This window comes from Streptomyces sp. NPDC088554, from assembly GCF_044752945.1.
Lineage (GTDB): Bacteria > Actinomycetota > Actinomycetes > Streptomycetales > Streptomycetaceae > Streptomyces.
In genome coordinates this window covers 97,442-112,040 of record NZ_JBIVMF010000001.1, presented here as the reverse complement: position 1 = coordinate 112,040, position 14,599 = coordinate 97,442, and the positions used below count along the sequence as shown (strand labels likewise).

General features: G+C 69.6%; 17 protein-coding genes and 1 pseudogene. 12 read left to right on the top strand and 6 right to left on the bottom strand.

Translation table 11 applies throughout. The features are described from left to right. Positions 1-349: 349 nt before the first annotated feature. The 3 genes from ACIP8W_RS00550 to ACIP8W_RS00540 are packed head-to-tail and all read right to left on the bottom strand — an operon-like array spanning position 350 to position 1,637. Positions 350-541, bottom strand: coding sequence for a DUF397 domain-containing protein (locus tag ACIP8W_RS00550; RefSeq protein ID WP_402147816.1), 192 nt, complete (start codon positions 539-541; stop codon positions 350-352). Further along, on the bottom strand, positions 538-762 hold the full coding sequence (locus ACIP8W_RS00545) for a DUF397 domain-containing protein (protein WP_402147819.1): 225 nt from the start codon (positions 760-762) through the stop codon (positions 538-540). Before ACIP8W_RS00545 ends, ACIP8W_RS00550 begins: the two co-directional genes overlap by 4 nt. Continuing rightward, positions 762-1,637, bottom strand: coding sequence for a helix-turn-helix domain-containing protein (locus ACIP8W_RS00540; RefSeq protein WP_402147822.1), 876 nt, complete (start codon positions 1,635-1,637; stop codon positions 762-764). The genes ACIP8W_RS00545 and ACIP8W_RS00540 overlap by 1 nt, the downstream gene beginning before the upstream one ends. 253 nt (positions 1,638-1,890) lie before the next feature. Between ACIP8W_RS00540 and ACIP8W_RS00535 the strand changes: the two genes are divergently transcribed. The 10 genes and pseudogenes from ACIP8W_RS00535 (at position 1,891) to ACIP8W_RS00490 (ending at position 8,632) form a co-directional block, all read left to right on the top strand. Further along, a complete protein-coding gene (locus tag ACIP8W_RS00535) occupies positions 1,891-2,352 on the top strand; it encodes an ATP-binding protein (RefSeq protein WP_401946350.1) in 462 nt (153 codons plus the stop codon). Next, entirely contained in the window at positions 2,349-2,831 is a 483-nt protein-coding gene (locus ACIP8W_RS00530) for a hypothetical protein (RefSeq protein ID WP_401946353.1), read from the top strand. The genes ACIP8W_RS00535 and ACIP8W_RS00530 overlap by 4 nt, the downstream gene beginning before the upstream one ends. A gap of 224 nt (positions 2,832-3,055) precedes the next feature. Then, on the top strand, positions 3,056-3,259 hold the full coding sequence (locus ACIP8W_RS00525) for a hypothetical protein (protein ID WP_402201481.1): 204 nt from the start codon (positions 3,056-3,058) through the stop codon (positions 3,257-3,259). A gap of 2 nt (positions 3,260-3,261) precedes the next feature. Next, on the top strand, positions 3,262-3,798 hold the full coding sequence (locus ACIP8W_RS00520) for a DUF6879 family protein (RefSeq protein ID WP_401946357.1): 537 nt from the start codon (positions 3,262-3,264) through the stop codon (positions 3,796-3,798). Further along, positions 3,795-4,631 (top strand): helix-turn-helix domain-containing protein, encoded by an 837-nt coding sequence (locus ACIP8W_RS00515; protein ID WP_401946359.1) that lies wholly within the window; start codon positions 3,795-3,797, stop codon positions 4,629-4,631. Before ACIP8W_RS00520 ends, ACIP8W_RS00515 begins: the two co-directional genes overlap by 4 nt. A 115-nt stretch (positions 4,632-4,746) precedes the next feature. Further along, a complete protein-coding gene (locus ACIP8W_RS00510) occupies positions 4,747-4,893 on the top strand; it encodes a hypothetical protein (protein WP_401946361.1) in 147 nt (48 codons plus the stop codon). Positions 4,894-4,912: 19 nt separating this feature from the next. Next, on the top strand, positions 4,913-6,124 hold the full coding sequence (locus tag ACIP8W_RS00505) for a protein-L-isoaspartate(D-aspartate) O-methyltransferase (RefSeq protein ID WP_402201479.1): 1,212 nt from the start codon (positions 4,913-4,915) through the stop codon (positions 6,122-6,124). Between the two features lie 135 nt (positions 6,125-6,259). Further along, positions 6,260-6,394 (top strand): annotated as a pseudogene (locus ACIP8W_RS00500) (ABC transporter); the annotation flags it as partial. 495 nt (positions 6,395-6,889) lie between these two features. Next, the gene (locus tag ACIP8W_RS00495) at positions 6,890-7,426 is read left to right on the top strand and encodes a DUF6879 family protein (RefSeq protein ID WP_401946367.1); all 537 of its coding nucleotides are present in this window, start codon (positions 6,890-6,892) and stop codon (positions 7,424-7,426) included. Between the two features lie 201 nt (positions 7,427-7,627). After that, positions 7,628-8,632, top strand: coding sequence for a trypsin-like serine peptidase (locus tag ACIP8W_RS00490; RefSeq protein WP_401946369.1), 1,005 nt, complete (start codon positions 7,628-7,630; stop codon positions 8,630-8,632). 24 nt (positions 8,633-8,656) lie between these two features. Here the strand turns inward: ACIP8W_RS00490 and ACIP8W_RS00485 are convergent, their stop codons facing one another. Continuing rightward, positions 8,657-9,397: a Clp protease N-terminal domain-containing protein gene (locus tag ACIP8W_RS00485; protein ID WP_401946371.1), complete on the bottom strand. Its 741-nt coding sequence runs from the start codon at positions 9,395-9,397 to the stop codon at positions 8,657-8,659. Positions 9,398-9,576: 179 nt separating this feature from the next. Between ACIP8W_RS00485 and ACIP8W_RS00480 the strand changes: the two genes are divergently transcribed. Then, the gene (locus ACIP8W_RS00480; RefSeq protein ID WP_401946374.1) at positions 9,577-10,803 is read left to right on the top strand and encodes a cytochrome P450; all 1,227 of its coding nucleotides are present in this window, start codon (positions 9,577-9,579) and stop codon (positions 10,801-10,803) included. Positions 10,804-10,896: 93 nt separating this feature from the next. On the opposite strand, the gene ACIP8W_RS00475 is transcribed toward ACIP8W_RS00480, so the two are convergent. Together ACIP8W_RS00475 and ACIP8W_RS00470 are read right to left on the bottom strand one after the other, a co-directional pair. Beyond that, positions 10,897-12,228, bottom strand: a complete 1,332-nt coding sequence (locus ACIP8W_RS00475) for an MFS transporter (protein ID WP_401946377.1) — start codon at positions 12,226-12,228, stop codon at positions 10,897-10,899. A 64-nt stretch (positions 12,229-12,292) separates the two neighbouring features. After that, on the bottom strand, positions 12,293-13,660 hold the full coding sequence (locus ACIP8W_RS00470; protein WP_402147839.1) for a glucarate dehydratase family protein: 1,368 nt from the start codon (positions 13,658-13,660) through the stop codon (positions 12,293-12,295). Positions 13,661-13,766: 106 nt separating this feature from the next. Here ACIP8W_RS00470 and ACIP8W_RS00465 point away from each other — a divergent pair, with 106 nt between their 5' ends. Continuing rightward, a complete protein-coding gene (locus tag ACIP8W_RS00465; protein ID WP_401946383.1) occupies positions 13,767-14,558 on the top strand; it encodes an IclR family transcriptional regulator in 792 nt (263 codons plus the stop codon). Positions 14,559-14,599 lie beyond the last annotated feature (41 nt).

The following is a 14,599-nucleotide window of genomic DNA, read 5'->3' as shown; positions in this document are numbered from 1 at the left end:
GGGTGGCCTGACGAGCCGTCATGAAACACCGGATCGGCGCACCTGCGCCGGCCCGCGAGTACGCCCAGGCCGACACGGCATGGAGGCTTCAACTACGTCTCCCGCCAAGTCACTTCAACCTCACTCGGGCGCGGCCTCATCGCCCGGGCGGGGCGGGCCGATGGCTTCTTGTCGGCAGGTCGTACCACTTCGAACTGCTGGAGGCTCTGGTTGCCACGCCGGCGTTCCCGGCCTGATGTGCGGGTCACTCACGGCAGTACCTCTCTTCGGCCCCGAGGATCGGGACCGGGTCCCTGTGGGCCGCCTCCTGGAATTTCACTCGGGGAGGCGGGCCCACAGGGTTGCGGCCTTACGGGCGGGACTCGTCGCCCAGGGCGTGGACGAAGGTTGTCCACACGGCGGCGGTGACGACGAGGGCGGGGCCGGTGGGGATCCTGGAGTCGCGTACGGCCATGGCGGCACTGGCTAGGCGCGCGCCCTCGACGCAGTTGCCGCCGTGGCCGTCGCTACAGCTCGACTTGAACCAGTCGGCACCGGTCATCGCGCGTTCAGCTCCCCCTCGTTGAGGGCATGGACGAAGGTGGTCCACACCGCGCCGACCAGGACGAAAGCCGGGCCCTGGGGGTGCTTGGAATCTCGTACGGCCATGGCTCCGCCAGCGAGACGGGCGCCTTCCAGGCACAGGCGGTTGTCGTCGTTGCTGTAGCTCGACTTGAACCAGTCCACCCCGGTCAGCGTGTGAGCCGAGGTCACCATCGGCATCAAAGCTCCTCCATCGCTCTCTCGATCATGCTCAGAGACTCCCTCGGCCCGGGAGCCAGAGCTTGCAGTTCGTTGAATGCCTCTTCGTAAAGCTCTACGTCCGCCTGCCGCCGCAGCACCCAATGATCAGCCAGATGCTCCAGGCATACGATCGGCTTGAGGGCAGTGTCTCCCCGGAAACGCAGCGACGTGAACGATCCATTCATCGCCCGGTAGACACCGGAGGCGAAGGGGATCACCTGGACCTTGACGTTGGGGGCCGAAGCAGCCTCCACGATCCTGGCCAGCTGCGGCCGCATCACCTCCGATCCGCCCACCTGACGTAGCAGTACGGATTCGTTGAGGACCACAGTGAGCTTCAGCGGCGGGTCCCGATGGAGCACCGCTTGCCGTTTCATCCTCAGTTCGACCATCCGGTCGATGTCGGTACCGGAACGCCCCCCATGGGCATGCTGATGCAGCACGCGCACGTACTCGGCGGTCTGTAGCAGGCCGGGAACGTACTCGGAGTTGTAGCTCTGCAAAGCGGTCGCCGAGGACTCCAGGCCAAGGAGCGCCTTCGGGCCGGGACCGATGACGGAGCGGTACTTCTTCGCCTCCCACCAGTCCTGCTTCTTCTTGGTGACGAACGCGTACTCCTTCAGCTGTTCGGCCGTCTCCTCGTCAACCTTGTAGACCTGACAGAGCGCCATGATGTCCGAAGGCTCAACGGTCACGTTGTCACCCGTCTCCAGCCTGGTCAGCTTGGACGGGCTCCACAGAAGCCTCCGGACCACCTGTGTCGACGTCAGTCCCGCGTCCGTCCGGATCCGGCGCAGCTCACTGCCGAGCTGTAGCCGACAGAGGGTTGCCGTCGCCGCTTGCCATTCATTCATTCCGCTCCCCTTCTTGAGCGCACCCTGGCGCACGTTCCCGCTTCCACGAGCAACGTTCTGCGTCAGGGCGAAAATCGCCGATCGACGGCGAACCACCCGTCTACCAGCGGGAACTCACAACAAAACCTGCTCGCGCATTTCCGCCAACCAACTTCCGGGGCTCTCGCCTCGGTGCGAGGCTATACCCGCACATCACGCAACGCAGTTGATTCGCCGCTATCTGTGAGCACAGGATCGACGGTTAGGACTCTCGATGCCTCTCCCTACACACATCGCAACTCCCGCCCCAGCAACCCCAGTCGAGATACAGGACGCCCTGCGCCTGACCCTGTCGTTCCGCCCCCGGGCGCGGCGGGTCGAGTATCTCCGGCGGATCGCGGGCGCGGTTCTGCGGCAGTGCGGTACGGCGGAGGAGGCGGTCGAGACCGTACAGCTTCTGGTCAGCGAGATCGCCACCAACGCCGTGGTGCACGGGCGGGGGGAGCGTGTCCGGTTTTCTCTGTCGTACGACGAGCACGGGACCGTTCTCATCGAGGTGGACGACTGTTCTCCCGCCCCCGCGTCGCAGGTGTCGGTGCGGCGGCCCGGTCCTGATGAGGAGGGCGGCCGGGGGATGGTGCTGGTGGAGGCGTTGGCGCGGACGTGGGGGCGGCGGGGGACGTGTACCTGGTGCACCGTTGCCACGCGGGCGCGGCAGGAGGTGCGTACCGCATGACGCCCAACCGCCGTACGCCCGGCACCCATTGGCGCCGGATGCCGTTGGAGTTCGCCACGGACCGGCAGACCCTGCGCCGTATCCTCGCCGCGCTCGTCCGGCGGCGGGCGGAGGCGGGTGCTCGGGGCGTGGGGGATCCCCTCGACGTCCTGACCATTTCCCGTACGGTCGCCGCCGCGCTCGCCCTGCGGATCGACCTTCCGGACCGGGCCTGGGTCGACATCACGACGTTCAAGCTCCGGGGCCATCTGGAGTTGCTGGTCCGCGACGACGACGGTGACACCGGCAGCGCCGAGTCTCTGGCGCTGCGCCGGGACGCGTACCAGCTGCTCGCCCTGAGTCGTACGTTCGACGGGACGACGCCGCCGCTGCACGCGTACGAACTCATGCGTGGCCTGGCCACCACGGTCCGGGCCTTCCTCACCCTGTACCAGGCGCGCCCTCCGCAACCGCGCACGCAAGAAAAGCCGCCCCGGTGACACCGTTCCGGGCGCAGGCGCTCTACGTCCTCGCGGTCACGGCGGTGGGCGGGTCCATCGCGCTGGCGCTGTGGTGCCGGTGCTGAACCCTGGCCCACTCGGCGCGTACCGCTCGTACCGCTCGTACCGCTCGTACCGCTGGAATCGCAATCCCGCGCAATCCCCGTGCGGGGTGCGCGCATCCGGCCCATCCTGATTTCCCCACCAGCAACGCAGGAGGACGCATGACACTCCGGTTCATCGGCACGACGTCCGACCAAGGCAACTGCCCCACTCTGTACGACATCGAGGACACCGACAAGATCGTGGTCCAGGGAGAGCGCCTCACGGATCCCGAGGACCTTGCCCAACTGCGGGACGTCAAGGACTCGGAGACCTTTGTCGTCGTCCCCCGTGAACTGCTCATCCGCTTCGCGCCCACGGAGTAGCTGTGACCCCTTTGATTCCGTTCGAGGAAATCACCTACCTCTTCACCGAGTTCGAGCACACCGCCTGGCGGCTGGAGACCCAGCGGTCATACGCCACGGATCGCGCGAGCACCAAGTGGCAGTCCTGGAAGGCAGGTTCGGACATCACAGCCGGCCCCGCCGACTCCTGGCGCACGAACGTGACAGAACAGACCGGGCGGGGGAAACGGTTCGAACGCGTGCGGCTTGTGGACGATCCGCCGACCGAGGGACAGCGGTTCCTTCTCGACTCGGGGCTCGGTAATGTCGCCGCAGGTGAGGACATCCGTAACCTGTTCCGGGCCGACGCCGTACGGCTCGGGCTGCCGGACTTCGATTTCTGGCTGTTCGACTCCCGGACAGTCGTGAAGTTCACGATCGACGAGGAGGGAACGACACTCGGGGTGCAGATCCTCGATGACGCCGAGAGTGTGGTGCGGGCCTGCCGGACCCGTGATGCGGCGTGGCATCACGCGGTGGCCACGCGGGAGTTCCGGGTGGGCGTAGCGTCTGGTCCGTGACCACCGATTTCCAGGCCGGGCGGGTCGCCCTCGGTGCGCGGCTGCGTGAGCTGCGTACCGAGGCCGGACTCGACGGCAAAGGCATCGCCGAGCGGCTCGGCTGGCAGCGGTCCAAAGTGTCCCGGCTGGAGAACGGCAAGCAGACCGCGAGCGCGGACGACCTCGACGCGTGGGCGCGGGCTGTCGGCGACCCGGCGGAGGCCGCGGATCTCAGGAGCCGGTTACGCGGGCTGGAGTCGCAGCAGCGTTCCTGGCGTCGGCAACTCGCCGTCGGCCATCGCGGTGTGCAGGAGAAGTACGTCGCTGAATACCGGGCCACGACCGTGGTGCGTGGTTATGAGGCCACCGTCGTACCGGGCCTGTTCCAGACCCCCGAGTACGCACATCATCTGCTGCTCCACAACGCCGAGTTGATGCGGACCCCGCGCGACACCGAAGAGGCCGTGCGGGCCCGGATGAAGCGTCAGGAAGTGCTGTACGAGCCGGGCAGAGCCTTCCGTGTGCTGCTCTGGGAGGGCGCGCTGCACGCCTTGCCCTGCCCCCGGGAAGTGATGGCAGGACAGCTCGACCGGCTCGTCGGACTGATCGGCATGGGCAACGTCTACCTCGGCGTTGTGGCGTTCGGGGTGCCGTTGAAGCTCACCCCGAAGCACGGATTCTGGATCTTCGACGAGAAGCGGGTCGTCGTCGAGACCATCGACACCGAGCACCGGCTCGAAGGGGCCGACGATGTCGCGCTGTACGGACACGTGTGGGATCTGCTCAACGAGAGCGCTGTGTACGGCCCCCGGGCTCACCGTCTCATCGCCCGCGCCCGCGCCTCTCTCAGATGATTCATCCGCACGGGTTACCCCGTTCGCAATCGCCCGCAATCGCCTGGCGGCCCCCGTTGCGCGGCTTCTAGCGTGCGACGCACACAACCACGCAAGAAACGCGGAGGAGCCCGACATGGGTGGACAGCACAGCGGCGGCACCGGCAGCGGTCAGGGCGGTAGTCAGCAGGACGACTCGAACAGCGGCGCGGGGCACGGTGGGGGCGGGTCCGACGAGGGCGGGAACACCAGCGACGGTTCCGGTCCTGCGACCGGTAAGTAGGGGCGGGGCAGAGCGACCGATGGAATCGCGCAGGGAGGAGGCGGGTCCCCAGGGGCTCGCCTCCGCGCTGGTCGAGGCGGGGGCGTTGACGACGGACTGGCTGTCCGCGTTCGCTTCGGTTCCCCGGGAGTTGTTCGTGCCCGACAGGATCTGGCCCGGGATCACGGACGGGACCCGGCAGGGGGCTCTCGTGTCCCGCGTCGATGATCCCGGGGCGTGGCGGGCGGCGGTGTATTCCGACATTCCGCTGACAACGCAGTGGGACGACGGGGCCCACCGGGGCGATGGCCTCGGGACCACGCCGAGCAGTTCCAGCTCCATGCCTCGCATGGTGTGTGCCATGCTCGCGGACCTCGATGTCGCCGGTATGCGCGCGGGTGGCAGGGTGTTGGAGGTGGGCACCGGCACGGGATGGAACGCCGGGCGGCTCGCCCATCGGCTCGGCGGCGGGAACGTGGTCAGTGTCGAGTACGACGCGGGCGTCGCCCGTACCGCCGTCGGAAACCTGCGTCGGGCGGGGCTGAGCCCGGCCGTGGTGGTCGGTGACGGACGTCTCGGGTGCGGCACCGGGGCACCGTACAGCCGGATCGTCGCCACCTGCTCGGTCCGGGAGGTGCCGGGGGAATGGCTCGTCCAGGCGGAGGACGGCGCGGTGATCGTGGCTCCCTGGGGGACGGGGTACGGCGGCGAGGCGATCGTGCGCCTGCGGGTCGAGGGTGGGGTGGCGAGCGGTCCGTTCAGCCGCTCCTCCGCGTTCATGCGGTTACGGCAACACCGCGCGGCCCGGCCACCGTTCGCCGCGTATCTGAAGGGGCGGCGGTGGCCCGCCGACGGGGAGCGGCGCACCACCGCCCTCTCCCCCGCCGACACCGGCAGCTGGATCGCCCAGTTCGCCATCGGGCTCCGGGTGCCCGGGATCTTCTGGCGGGCGGAGCGGTACGAGGGCGGCGCGTACACCCTGTGGCTGTACGCCGACGACACCGCGTCCTGGGCCACCGCCGACCATGTGCCCCGTGGTGGCGGGGAGTTCGAGGTCGTGCAGTCCGGGGCGCGCCGGCTGTGGGACGAGGTCGAGGACGCCTTCGGCTGGTGGGACCGGCACGGCAGGCCCGGGTTCGAACGTTTCGGGCTGACGGTCGAGGCGAGTCGTACGGGAAGGGCGGAGCAGCATGCCTGGCTTGACGACCCGGCCCGGTCCTGGCCGGTCGGCCGCCTCGGCCCGCACGGGTGACCATAGGTTAGGGCACGCCGAATTACGACGAGGAGTTCCGTGTTCGTCGACCTGGTGTTCGTACCGGAAGCGCTGGCCCCCGACCGTACAGAGCGGGGCCAGTGGCCCTTCACCATGCCCTCCGTCGCCCAGCTCCTGGAGAGCGCGGACATCATCGAATGCGGCGCCGAGGGGTTCCGGCGGGTGAGGTGGGAGGAGCTCGAACTCGTCGATCACTGGCGCCGCTATCTGAACAACCCGGCCGCCTACCTGCGTCACATCACTCAATAACGGGCGCCGGAGAGCCCGAGGCCGCAGAACCTGCCGCCACGGAACACGGCACCCGCGAGGCCGACCGCCGCTTCCGCGTCTGGATGGGCCAGAACCTGGACCGGGCCGCCGCACACTTCGGCGTCACCATCGCCGGGCAGCCCGTCTTCGGCTGGCGTGACCGCTCCATTGGCACACGGGTGAACAGCGCGTCAGGCCGCCGGTGGCTACGCGTGGTATCCGAGCAGATCCCATGGGCGCGGGGCGATGGCTGGACAGGGAACATGGAGGCCAACGACGTACGAGGGATTCCGAAGCCGCAGGTACTCGGCGTACTCGAATGGGCAGAGGGCGAATGGCGTCGCCGGCGCGCCGAGATCATGACCTTTCTGCCGGGCGCTCCGTGCTCGCCCACCGCCACCGCCCACCCCGGTCTCGTACTGTCCGATGACCTCTCCGCGGTCTCGCCGCGAGACTCCTGCCGTCCACCCGCTTCACCACCAAGGAGTAGGCCACGTGCCGAAGTTCATCGATGACACCGCATTCGCGGACTACTTCACCGAGTTCGAGCACACCGCCTGGCGGCTGGAGACCCGGCGCGGGTACGCGTCCGACCGCGCCGGAGCGAAGTACGCCCGCTTCCTCGCGCGGGAGACCCTGCCCGACGACAGCGACCGGCCCCGGGGTGCCAACATCCGGGTCCAGACCGGCCTGGGCAAGCGCGTCGAACGAGTCCGTATCGTCGATCGCCCGCCCACCCAGGGGCAGTTGTTCCTGCTCGCGGCCGCGGCCACCAACAACGCGGCGGGCGAGGACATCCGCAACCTGTGGCGCCCCCGGGCCGAGGCTCTCGGGCTGCCGGAGGAGGACTTCTGGCTCTTCGACTCACGCCGTGCGCTGCTGCTGCACTTCGACGACGAGGACGAGTACCTCGGGTCCGAGCTGGTAGAGGACCCGGCACACATCGTGCGGTACTGCCGGATCAGGGACGCCGCCTGGCACCACGCGCTACGACGTGAGGACTTCCTCTCCGAGGTAGCTTCGACTGGGTGAGCGCCGATTTCCAGTAGCCCCCGCTCCTGGCCGGTCGGTCCGGGCGGCGGAGCGTGTCCGGACCGCGTGCCCCGCGCGTGACGTTCGTCATTGCGGCTGTTGTGGGGGTTCACCCCCTGCTGTCCCGCGCGTCCCGGACGTATGATCGGGTTCGCTTACCGGGGGGATCGCACCAGTTCGCACCAGCGTGGGGAAGCCGTCATGCGAAACGTCGGAACACCGGCCCTTCTGGTGGGCTGCGCTCTGCTTCTTCTTCTGCCGCTCACCTCCGCGCAGGCCACCGCGCCCCCTCCGGGTGCGGCTCGGCCGGCCGCTTCCGGGGCGCATGACAGGACCGCCTCCGACGCGTACTGGACCGCCGCCCGGATGCGGGCCGCCGAGCCGGTCGAGGGGGGCGGGGATCGTGACCGTACGCCCGCGCCCTCGCCCAGCAAGCCGTTCGCGGGGCTGCCGATCGTGGGGACGTTCTTCTGGAGCGACGCGTCCGGGTCGGGGCATTCCTGCGGCGGCACGGTGGTCGACAGCCCGGGGAGGGACCTCGTCGTCAGCGCGGGGCACTGTTTCGAGGGGAAGATGACCGGGACGAATCTCGCTTTCGTTCCGCAGTACGACGACGGAAAGAAACCCTATGGGTCCTATTCCGTCCAGCGGAACGGGATTTTCATCGACAACCGGTATCTCGTCAAAGGCCAGGACACCGCCGCCGATCTCGATTTCGTCTTCCTCCGGCTGAATCCGCGCGACGGGGTGAACATCCAGGATGCCCTGGGCGGCGCCGAGTTGATGGTCAACTCGGGGTACGAGCACGATCCCGTACGCCTCATCGGCTATCCGGACAACCAGCAGCACCCGCTCGACTGCACGGACCGGACGGTACGGTTCGACAGCCCCGATCCGGATATCCCGGGCAGCTTCCTCAAAATCAAGTGCGCCGCCTATTCCGGCGGTTCCTCGGGCGGGCCTTTTCTGGTGCGTCGGATGACGGGGTGGGGAATCATCGGGGTCATCGGCGGCTGGAAGACGGGCGGCGACGAGGACGACATCTCGTACAGCTCCTATTTCGACAACGACACGAAGGAGCTGTACGAGAAGGCCGTCAACGCCCCGGACAACAGCCCCGCCTCCGCCGCCCGCGAGGTCCTCTCCACCTCGGGGACCTGGAAGTACCCGGAGGCGCTGGCCATGGAGATCCTTCAGCGGGGGTGACCCCCGTCCCCCGCCTCACCGGGCTCACTCCGCGGTGGTCTCCGCGGCGGCCGCCAGCAGCAGCGCCGCCAAGTGGCTCTCGGTCGCGGCCTTGCCGATGCCGAGGCCCGAGAGCACACCCTTGCCGTCCTCAAGCTCCAGCAGGGCCAGCAGGATGTGCTCCGTACCGATGTAGTGGTGCCCCAGCCGCAGGGCCTCCCGGAAGGTGAGCTCCAGAGCCTTCTTCCCCTGCGTGTCGTACGGGATCAGATCCGGGACCCGGTCGGCCGCCGGGGGCAGCGCGCCGGTCACGGTCCGCCGGAAGGTCTCCGGCGCGACGCCCTGCGCGGCGACGGCCAGCGCGGCGAGTCCCTCGGGCTCGCTCAGGAGGCCGAGCGCGAGGTGTCCGGGGCCGATCTCCGCGCCGCCGGCCGCGCGGGCCTCGTTCTGCGCGGCGATGACGACATTGCGCGCCCGTGGGGTGAAGCGGCTGAACCCCTGGCTCGCGTCGAGGTCCACCGCGGCGCCCGAGTCCTTGGGGACGAACCGCTTCTGGGCGGCCTGCTTGGTGACACCCATACTGCGGCCGATCTCCGTCCAGGAGGCGCCGGATCGGCGGGCCCGGTCGACGAAATGACCGATGAGGTGGTCGGCCACCTCACCCAGGTGATCTGCGGCGATAACCGCATCGGAGAGCTGTTCGAGAGTATCGGTATGGACCTTCTTGATGGCCTCGATCAGGTCGTCGAGGCGTACCGGACCGGTCATCCGCGTGGGGTTCTCCATGCGTCAACCATAAGTTGACGATTCCCGAATCGTCAACCTTGAGTTGTCGATGGGCTCGCTCGATCACGGCCCGCGCGCGGCACTCGTTTGCCGCGCTTCGCGCATACACCCCAAAACAGGGAGGTATCCATCCCTTCGCATGTCCCACCCGCGAGGAACCGACATCTGGAGCACCCCTTATGACAGGGATCGAGGCCAAGGCCGAGACCACGACCGGCCCTCCCCCCACCTGCCCGTTCGACTTCAACCAGGCCCTGGACTTCGATCCCGTGCTCGCCGGCCTGATGTCCCGGGGACCCGTGACCCGGATCCGGCTGGCCCACGGCGACGCGGACGCCTGGCTGGTCACCGGGTTCGACGCGGTGCGACAGGTGACCACCGACCGCGTGTTCAGCCGCGCGGCGATCATCGGCCGGGACTTCCCCCGGATGACCCCGGAGCCGATCTTCTCCCCGGAGTCGATCAATGTGCTGGACCCGCCCCGCATCAGCAGGCTGCGCCGACTGGTCTCCCAGGTGTTCACCAAGCGGAACGTGGACCGGATGCGGCCCGCCATCGACCGGATCGTCGCGGAGCTCCTCGACACGATGGCCCAGCACGGGCCGCCCGCCGATCTGGTCGCCCACCTGGCGGACCGGCTCCCCCAGCACACCATCTGCGAGCTGCTGGGCGTCCCGGCCGCCGACCGCGACCGGCTCCAGCACGACGCGCTGCGGATGCTGTCCACCGACCCGGACCGGAAGGCCGCGGCGGACGCGAAGACGGGGGTCATCGACTATTTCCGCGAGCTGACCGCCGAGCGGCGGCGCCACCCCGGGGAGGATCTGCTCTCCCTGCTGGCCGCCGCCAGGGAGGGCGACGACGCCCTGGACGACCAGGAGCTGGCCGTCATGGCGGAGACCCTGATGCTCAGCGGGAACGACACGGCGGCCTGCGAGATCAGCGACATCTCCTACGCCCTGCTCACCCGGCCCGAACTCGCGGACCGGCTGCGGCGGGACCCGGCGTCGCTGACCCGGACCCTGGACGAGCTGCTGCGCCACATCCCCTTCCGCAACGGTGTCGGGATCCCCCGGGTCGCCACCGAGGACACCGAGATCGCGGGGGTGCGCATCAGCGCCGGTGACTTCGTGCACGTGTCGTATCTGGCCGCCAACCGCGACCCGGCCCACTTCCCCGACCCGCACACCATCGATCCCGACCGCCCCGCCACCCCGCACATGACCTTCGGCTGGGGCGGCCACCGCTGTATCGCCGTCCCGCTGGCGATGGCGGAGCTGGAGGCCGCGATCGGCGGGCTGCTGACCCGCTTCCCCGCGCTGCGGCTGGCGGTGCCCGCCGAGGAGATCCGCTGGGACACCCGCACCATCCGGCGCTTCCCGCACGAGCTGCCGGTGGCCTGGTAGCACCCGGGGGGCGGCGGCGTCCGTACTCGTACCCGTACGGCTGTACGGAGAAATCCCGGAGGAGTACGGGTACGAGTACCGGCAGCCGCCGCCTCACGCCCCCGCCGTCGGCTTCGCCGGGTGCGGTACGGCCGCCTGCCGCCGTTCGTTGCGGCCGCCGCCCTTCACCAGCGCCACCGTCACCGCCGCGATGACCCCGACCACCGACAGCCCGATCAGCCCGCCCTCGGTGGAGCCCGTCGTGTCCTCCAGGACGCCGAAGACCGTGGGCGAGACGAAGCCGCCGAGGTTGCCGATGGAGTTGACGAGCGCGATGGCCGGGGCCGCGACCCGCGCGTCCAGATAGCTCTGCGGGATGGTCCAGAAGATCGGGGACGCCGTCTTGAAACCCATCGCCGCGACGCACAGCGCCCCCAGCCCCGGCCAGGGCGGGACGACGGTGGCCAGAAAGGTGCCGACCGCCCCGGTGAGCAGGGCCGCGACCAGGAACGGGCGGCGTTTTCCCGTACGGTCGGAGGCGCGCCCCGCGACGTACACCGCGCCGATCGCGCACAGCCACGGCACCGCGACGAGCAGCCCGACCTCGAACTCCGACAGCCCGCCGATGTCGCTCACCAGGCTGGGCAGCCAGAAGGTCACCGCGTACAGCGCCAGCGAGATCGAGAAGTACAGCCAGCAGAAGAGCAGCATCTGCCGGTCCGCGAGCAGCTTCCACCGGGAGACCCCCGCCGTGCCGCGCTCGCCGGCGCGGGTCGCCTGTTCGGCGTCGACGGCCCTGGTCAGGGCCGCTTTCTCGGTGTCCGTGAGCCAGTCGGCGTCCTCGACCCGGGAGTCCAGGAAGCGGAAGACGACGAAGCCCAGCACGACGGAGGCGATGCCCTCGATGAAGAACATCCACTGCCAGCCGCGGTGCCCGGCGACGCCGTGCATCTCCAGCAGCGCGCCCGACAGCGGTCCCGCGATGACGGAGGCGGTGCCCGAGCCCATCAGGAAGATCGCGGTCGCGCGGCCCCGGTCGGCGTCGGGCAGCCAGCGCGTGAAGTAGTAGATGACGGCGGGGAAGAACCCCGCCTCGGCGGCGCCGAGCAGGAAGCGCAGCACGTAGAACATCTCGGCGCTGTTGACGAAGGCCATCGCGGTGGCGACCAGCCCCCAGGTGATCATGATCCTGGTGAGCCAGATCTTGGCGCCGAACCGCTCCAGCATCATGTTGCTGGGCACTTCGAAGAGGGCGTACGCGATGAAGAACAGCCCCGCGCCGAAGCCGAAGGCGCTGGCGGACAGGCCGACGTCGACGCGTAACTGGTCCTGCGCGAAGCCGATGTTGACCCGGTCGATGTAGTTCGCGACGAACATCACGAAGAACAGTGGCACCACACGTCGGAAGATCTTGTGCACAGCGGAACGGACGGCGATCTCATCCATGTGCGGCTCCCCGGCAGGACGTTGTGGAGCCCGGGGGTCGTGGACGGCCCCCGGGCGGGGGCCGTTACCAGCGCGGCACCGGCGGCGCCACCCAGTCCGCGTCGACCACCCGCATCGCCGCCGCGTCGTCCCGGTCCCGCATCGCGCCGTCGTCGTCCAGCCAGCGCTGGTGGAGCGACGCGAGCCGCTCGCGGTCGAGTTGGACCCCGAGCCCGGGTGCGTCCGGTACGTCGAGACGGCCGTCGGTGAAGGTGAGGCGCGCCCGTGAGGCGTCGGTGATGACGTCCTCGGTCTGCCAGGGGTAGTGGCTGTCGCAGGCGTAGTCGAGGTTGGGGACGGTGGCGGCGACATGGGTCATCGCGGCGAGGCTGATACCGAGGTGGGTGTTGGAGTGCATGGACAGCCCGACGCCGAACGTGCGGCAGATCGCGGCGAGTTCACGGGTGTTGCGCAGCCCACCCCAGTAGTGGTGATCGCTCAGCACGACCTGGACCGCGCCCCGGACGAACGCCTCGCGGATCTCGGCGAAGGTGGTGACGCACATGTTGGTGGCGAGCGGGACGCCCGCCTTGCCCGCGACCTCGGCCATGTTCGGCGTACCGCTGGTGGGGTCCTCCAGATACTCCAGTACGTCCCGGAGAGCGTCGGCGACCCGGCACGAAGTCTCCACCGACCAGGCGCCGTTGGGGTCGAGGCGCAGCGGTTGGCCGGGGAAGCGTTCGGCGAGGGCGCGGACGGCGGCGATCTCCTCGGCGGGTTCGTACACACCGCCCTTGAGCTTGAAGGAGGTGAACCCGTAGTCGCGGGCGAAGCGTTCGGCCTGGGCGACGATTCCGGCCGGGTCGATGGCGGCGGCCCAGTCGTCCGGCTCGCCCGCGCCGTTCGGGTGTTCGGCCCAGCGGTAGAAGAGGTAGGCGCTGTACTCGACGCGGTCGCGGACCTTGCCGCCGAGCAGCGCGTGTACGGGGAGACCGGCGGCCCGGCCCCAGGCGTCGAGGCACGCGACCTCGAAGCCGGAGACGACCGACAGCCGCAGCTTGCCGGCGGTCTGCACCCCGCGCAGTCCGCCGACGTCCACGGAGTTCTCCACCCGGGCGTCGTCGACGGCGAGCCGGTCGGCCAGGGCCTGCAGCCCGTTGAGGTCGGTGACGCTGTGGCCGGGGAGCTGCTCGGCGAAGGGCCGGGCCAGCTCCAGGTACTTCGTGTCGCCGTAGGTCTCGCCGACGCCGGTCACCCCGCCCGCCGTGACGACCTCCACGATCAGCCGGGGTGTGTACGGCTGGTGGACGCCCTGGGTGTTCAGGAGCGGCGGGTCCGCGACGAGGATCGGGGTGAGCCGTACCTCGGTGATGATCAGGGCTTCGGCCGCCGGGGTCGTGGACTCCGGCTCCCCGGCCGCCCGGTTCTGGGACGCCGCGCTCTTGGACACCATGGAAGCGATCTCCCCATATAGATGACGTCTACGTATGAAGATAGAAGCTAGGCATATGGACAGGGCCCGTCAATACCTCCGGCCAACGGGAACTACGATCCGGGACATGGCCGACACCGGGGGCGTACGCGAAGTGAAGTCGGCGGCCCGTACCACGGAGCTGCTGGAGCTGCTCGCCGCGCGCGGCGACCGCCCCGCCCGGCTGCGCGAGCTGGCCGAGGAGTTGGAGGTCCCGCGCAGCAGCATGTACGCGCTGCTCCAGACCCTGATCGACCGCGGCTGGGTACGCACCGATGTCACCGGCTCGCTGTACGGCATCGGCATCCGGGCGCTGCTCGCCGGCACCAGCTATCTGGACAGCGATCCGCGCGTCCTGGCCGTCCGGCCCTTTCTCGACGAGGCGTCCGACGCGCTGGGCGAGACCATCCATCTGGCGCGGCTGGACGGCTGCGACGTCGTCTATCTCGCCACCCGCGAGTCCCATGAGTACCTGCGCACCTTCAGCCGGGTCGGCCGCCGCCTCCCCGCCCACGCCGGGGCCCTCGGCAAGGCCCTGCTGGCCGAGCGCGACCCGGACGCCTCGCCGCTCCCCGAGGGGCCGCTGAGGCGGCTCACGGACCGTACCCACCGCGACCGCGCGTCGCTCGCCGCGGATCTCGCCCGGGTGCGGGAGCGCGGCTACGCGATCGACCGCGAGGAGGGGGTCGCCGGGATCTCAGGGTTCGGCTTCGCGCTGCGGTACGACACGCCCGCCACCGACGCGATCAGCTGCTCGGTGCCGACCGTACGCCTCACGGAGGAGCACGAGCGGCGGATCGTGACCGTCATGCGCGGGATCAGGGACCGGATCGAGGCCACCGCGCCCCGCGCGACCGGCTCGGCGCCCCAGTGGCGGTGAAGGCCCAGCGGCGGTGAAGGCCCCGTGGCGGTGAGGACAGC

Excerpts from the sequence above, each read along its gene's own strand:
- ACIP8W_RS00550 (WP_402147816.1), bottom strand. The coding sequence starts at position 541 with ATGACCGGTGCCGACTGGTTCAAGTCGAGCTGTAGCGACGGCCACGGC.
- ACIP8W_RS00545 (WP_402147819.1), bottom strand. The coding sequence starts at position 762 with ATGCCGATGGTGACCTCGGCTCACACGCTGACCGGGGTGGACTGGTTC.
- ACIP8W_RS00540 (WP_402147822.1), bottom strand. The coding sequence starts at position 1,637 with ATGAATGAATGGCAAGCGGCGACGGCAACCCTCTGTCGGCTACAGCTC.
- ACIP8W_RS00535 (WP_401946350.1), top strand. The coding sequence starts at position 1,891 with ATGCCTCTCCCTACACACATCGCAACTCCCGCCCCAGCAACCCCAGTC.
- ACIP8W_RS00530 (WP_401946353.1), top strand. The coding sequence starts at position 2,349 with ATGACGCCCAACCGCCGTACGCCCGGCACCCATTGGCGCCGGATGCCG.
- ACIP8W_RS00525 (WP_402201481.1), top strand. The coding sequence starts at position 3,056 with ATGACACTCCGGTTCATCGGCACGACGTCCGACCAAGGCAACTGCCCC.
- ACIP8W_RS00510 (WP_401946361.1), top strand. The coding sequence starts at position 4,747 with ATGGGTGGACAGCACAGCGGCGGCACCGGCAGCGGTCAGGGCGGTAGT.
- ACIP8W_RS00505 (WP_402201479.1), top strand. The coding sequence starts at position 4,913 with ATGGAATCGCGCAGGGAGGAGGCGGGTCCCCAGGGGCTCGCCTCCGCG.
- ACIP8W_RS00490 (WP_401946369.1), top strand. The coding sequence starts at position 7,628 with ATGCGAAACGTCGGAACACCGGCCCTTCTGGTGGGCTGCGCTCTGCTT.
- ACIP8W_RS00485 (WP_401946371.1), bottom strand. The coding sequence starts at position 9,397 with ATGGAGAACCCCACGCGGATGACCGGTCCGGTACGCCTCGACGACCTG.
- ACIP8W_RS00480 (WP_401946374.1), top strand. The coding sequence starts at position 9,577 with ATGACAGGGATCGAGGCCAAGGCCGAGACCACGACCGGCCCTCCCCCC.
- ACIP8W_RS00475 (WP_401946377.1), bottom strand. The coding sequence starts at position 12,228 with ATGGATGAGATCGCCGTCCGTTCCGCTGTGCACAAGATCTTCCGACGT.
- ACIP8W_RS00470 (WP_402147839.1), bottom strand. The coding sequence starts at position 13,660 with ATGGTGTCCAAGAGCGCGGCGTCCCAGAACCGGGCGGCCGGGGAGCCG.
- ACIP8W_RS00465 (WP_401946383.1), top strand. The coding sequence starts at position 13,767 with ATGGCCGACACCGGGGGCGTACGCGAAGTGAAGTCGGCGGCCCGTACC.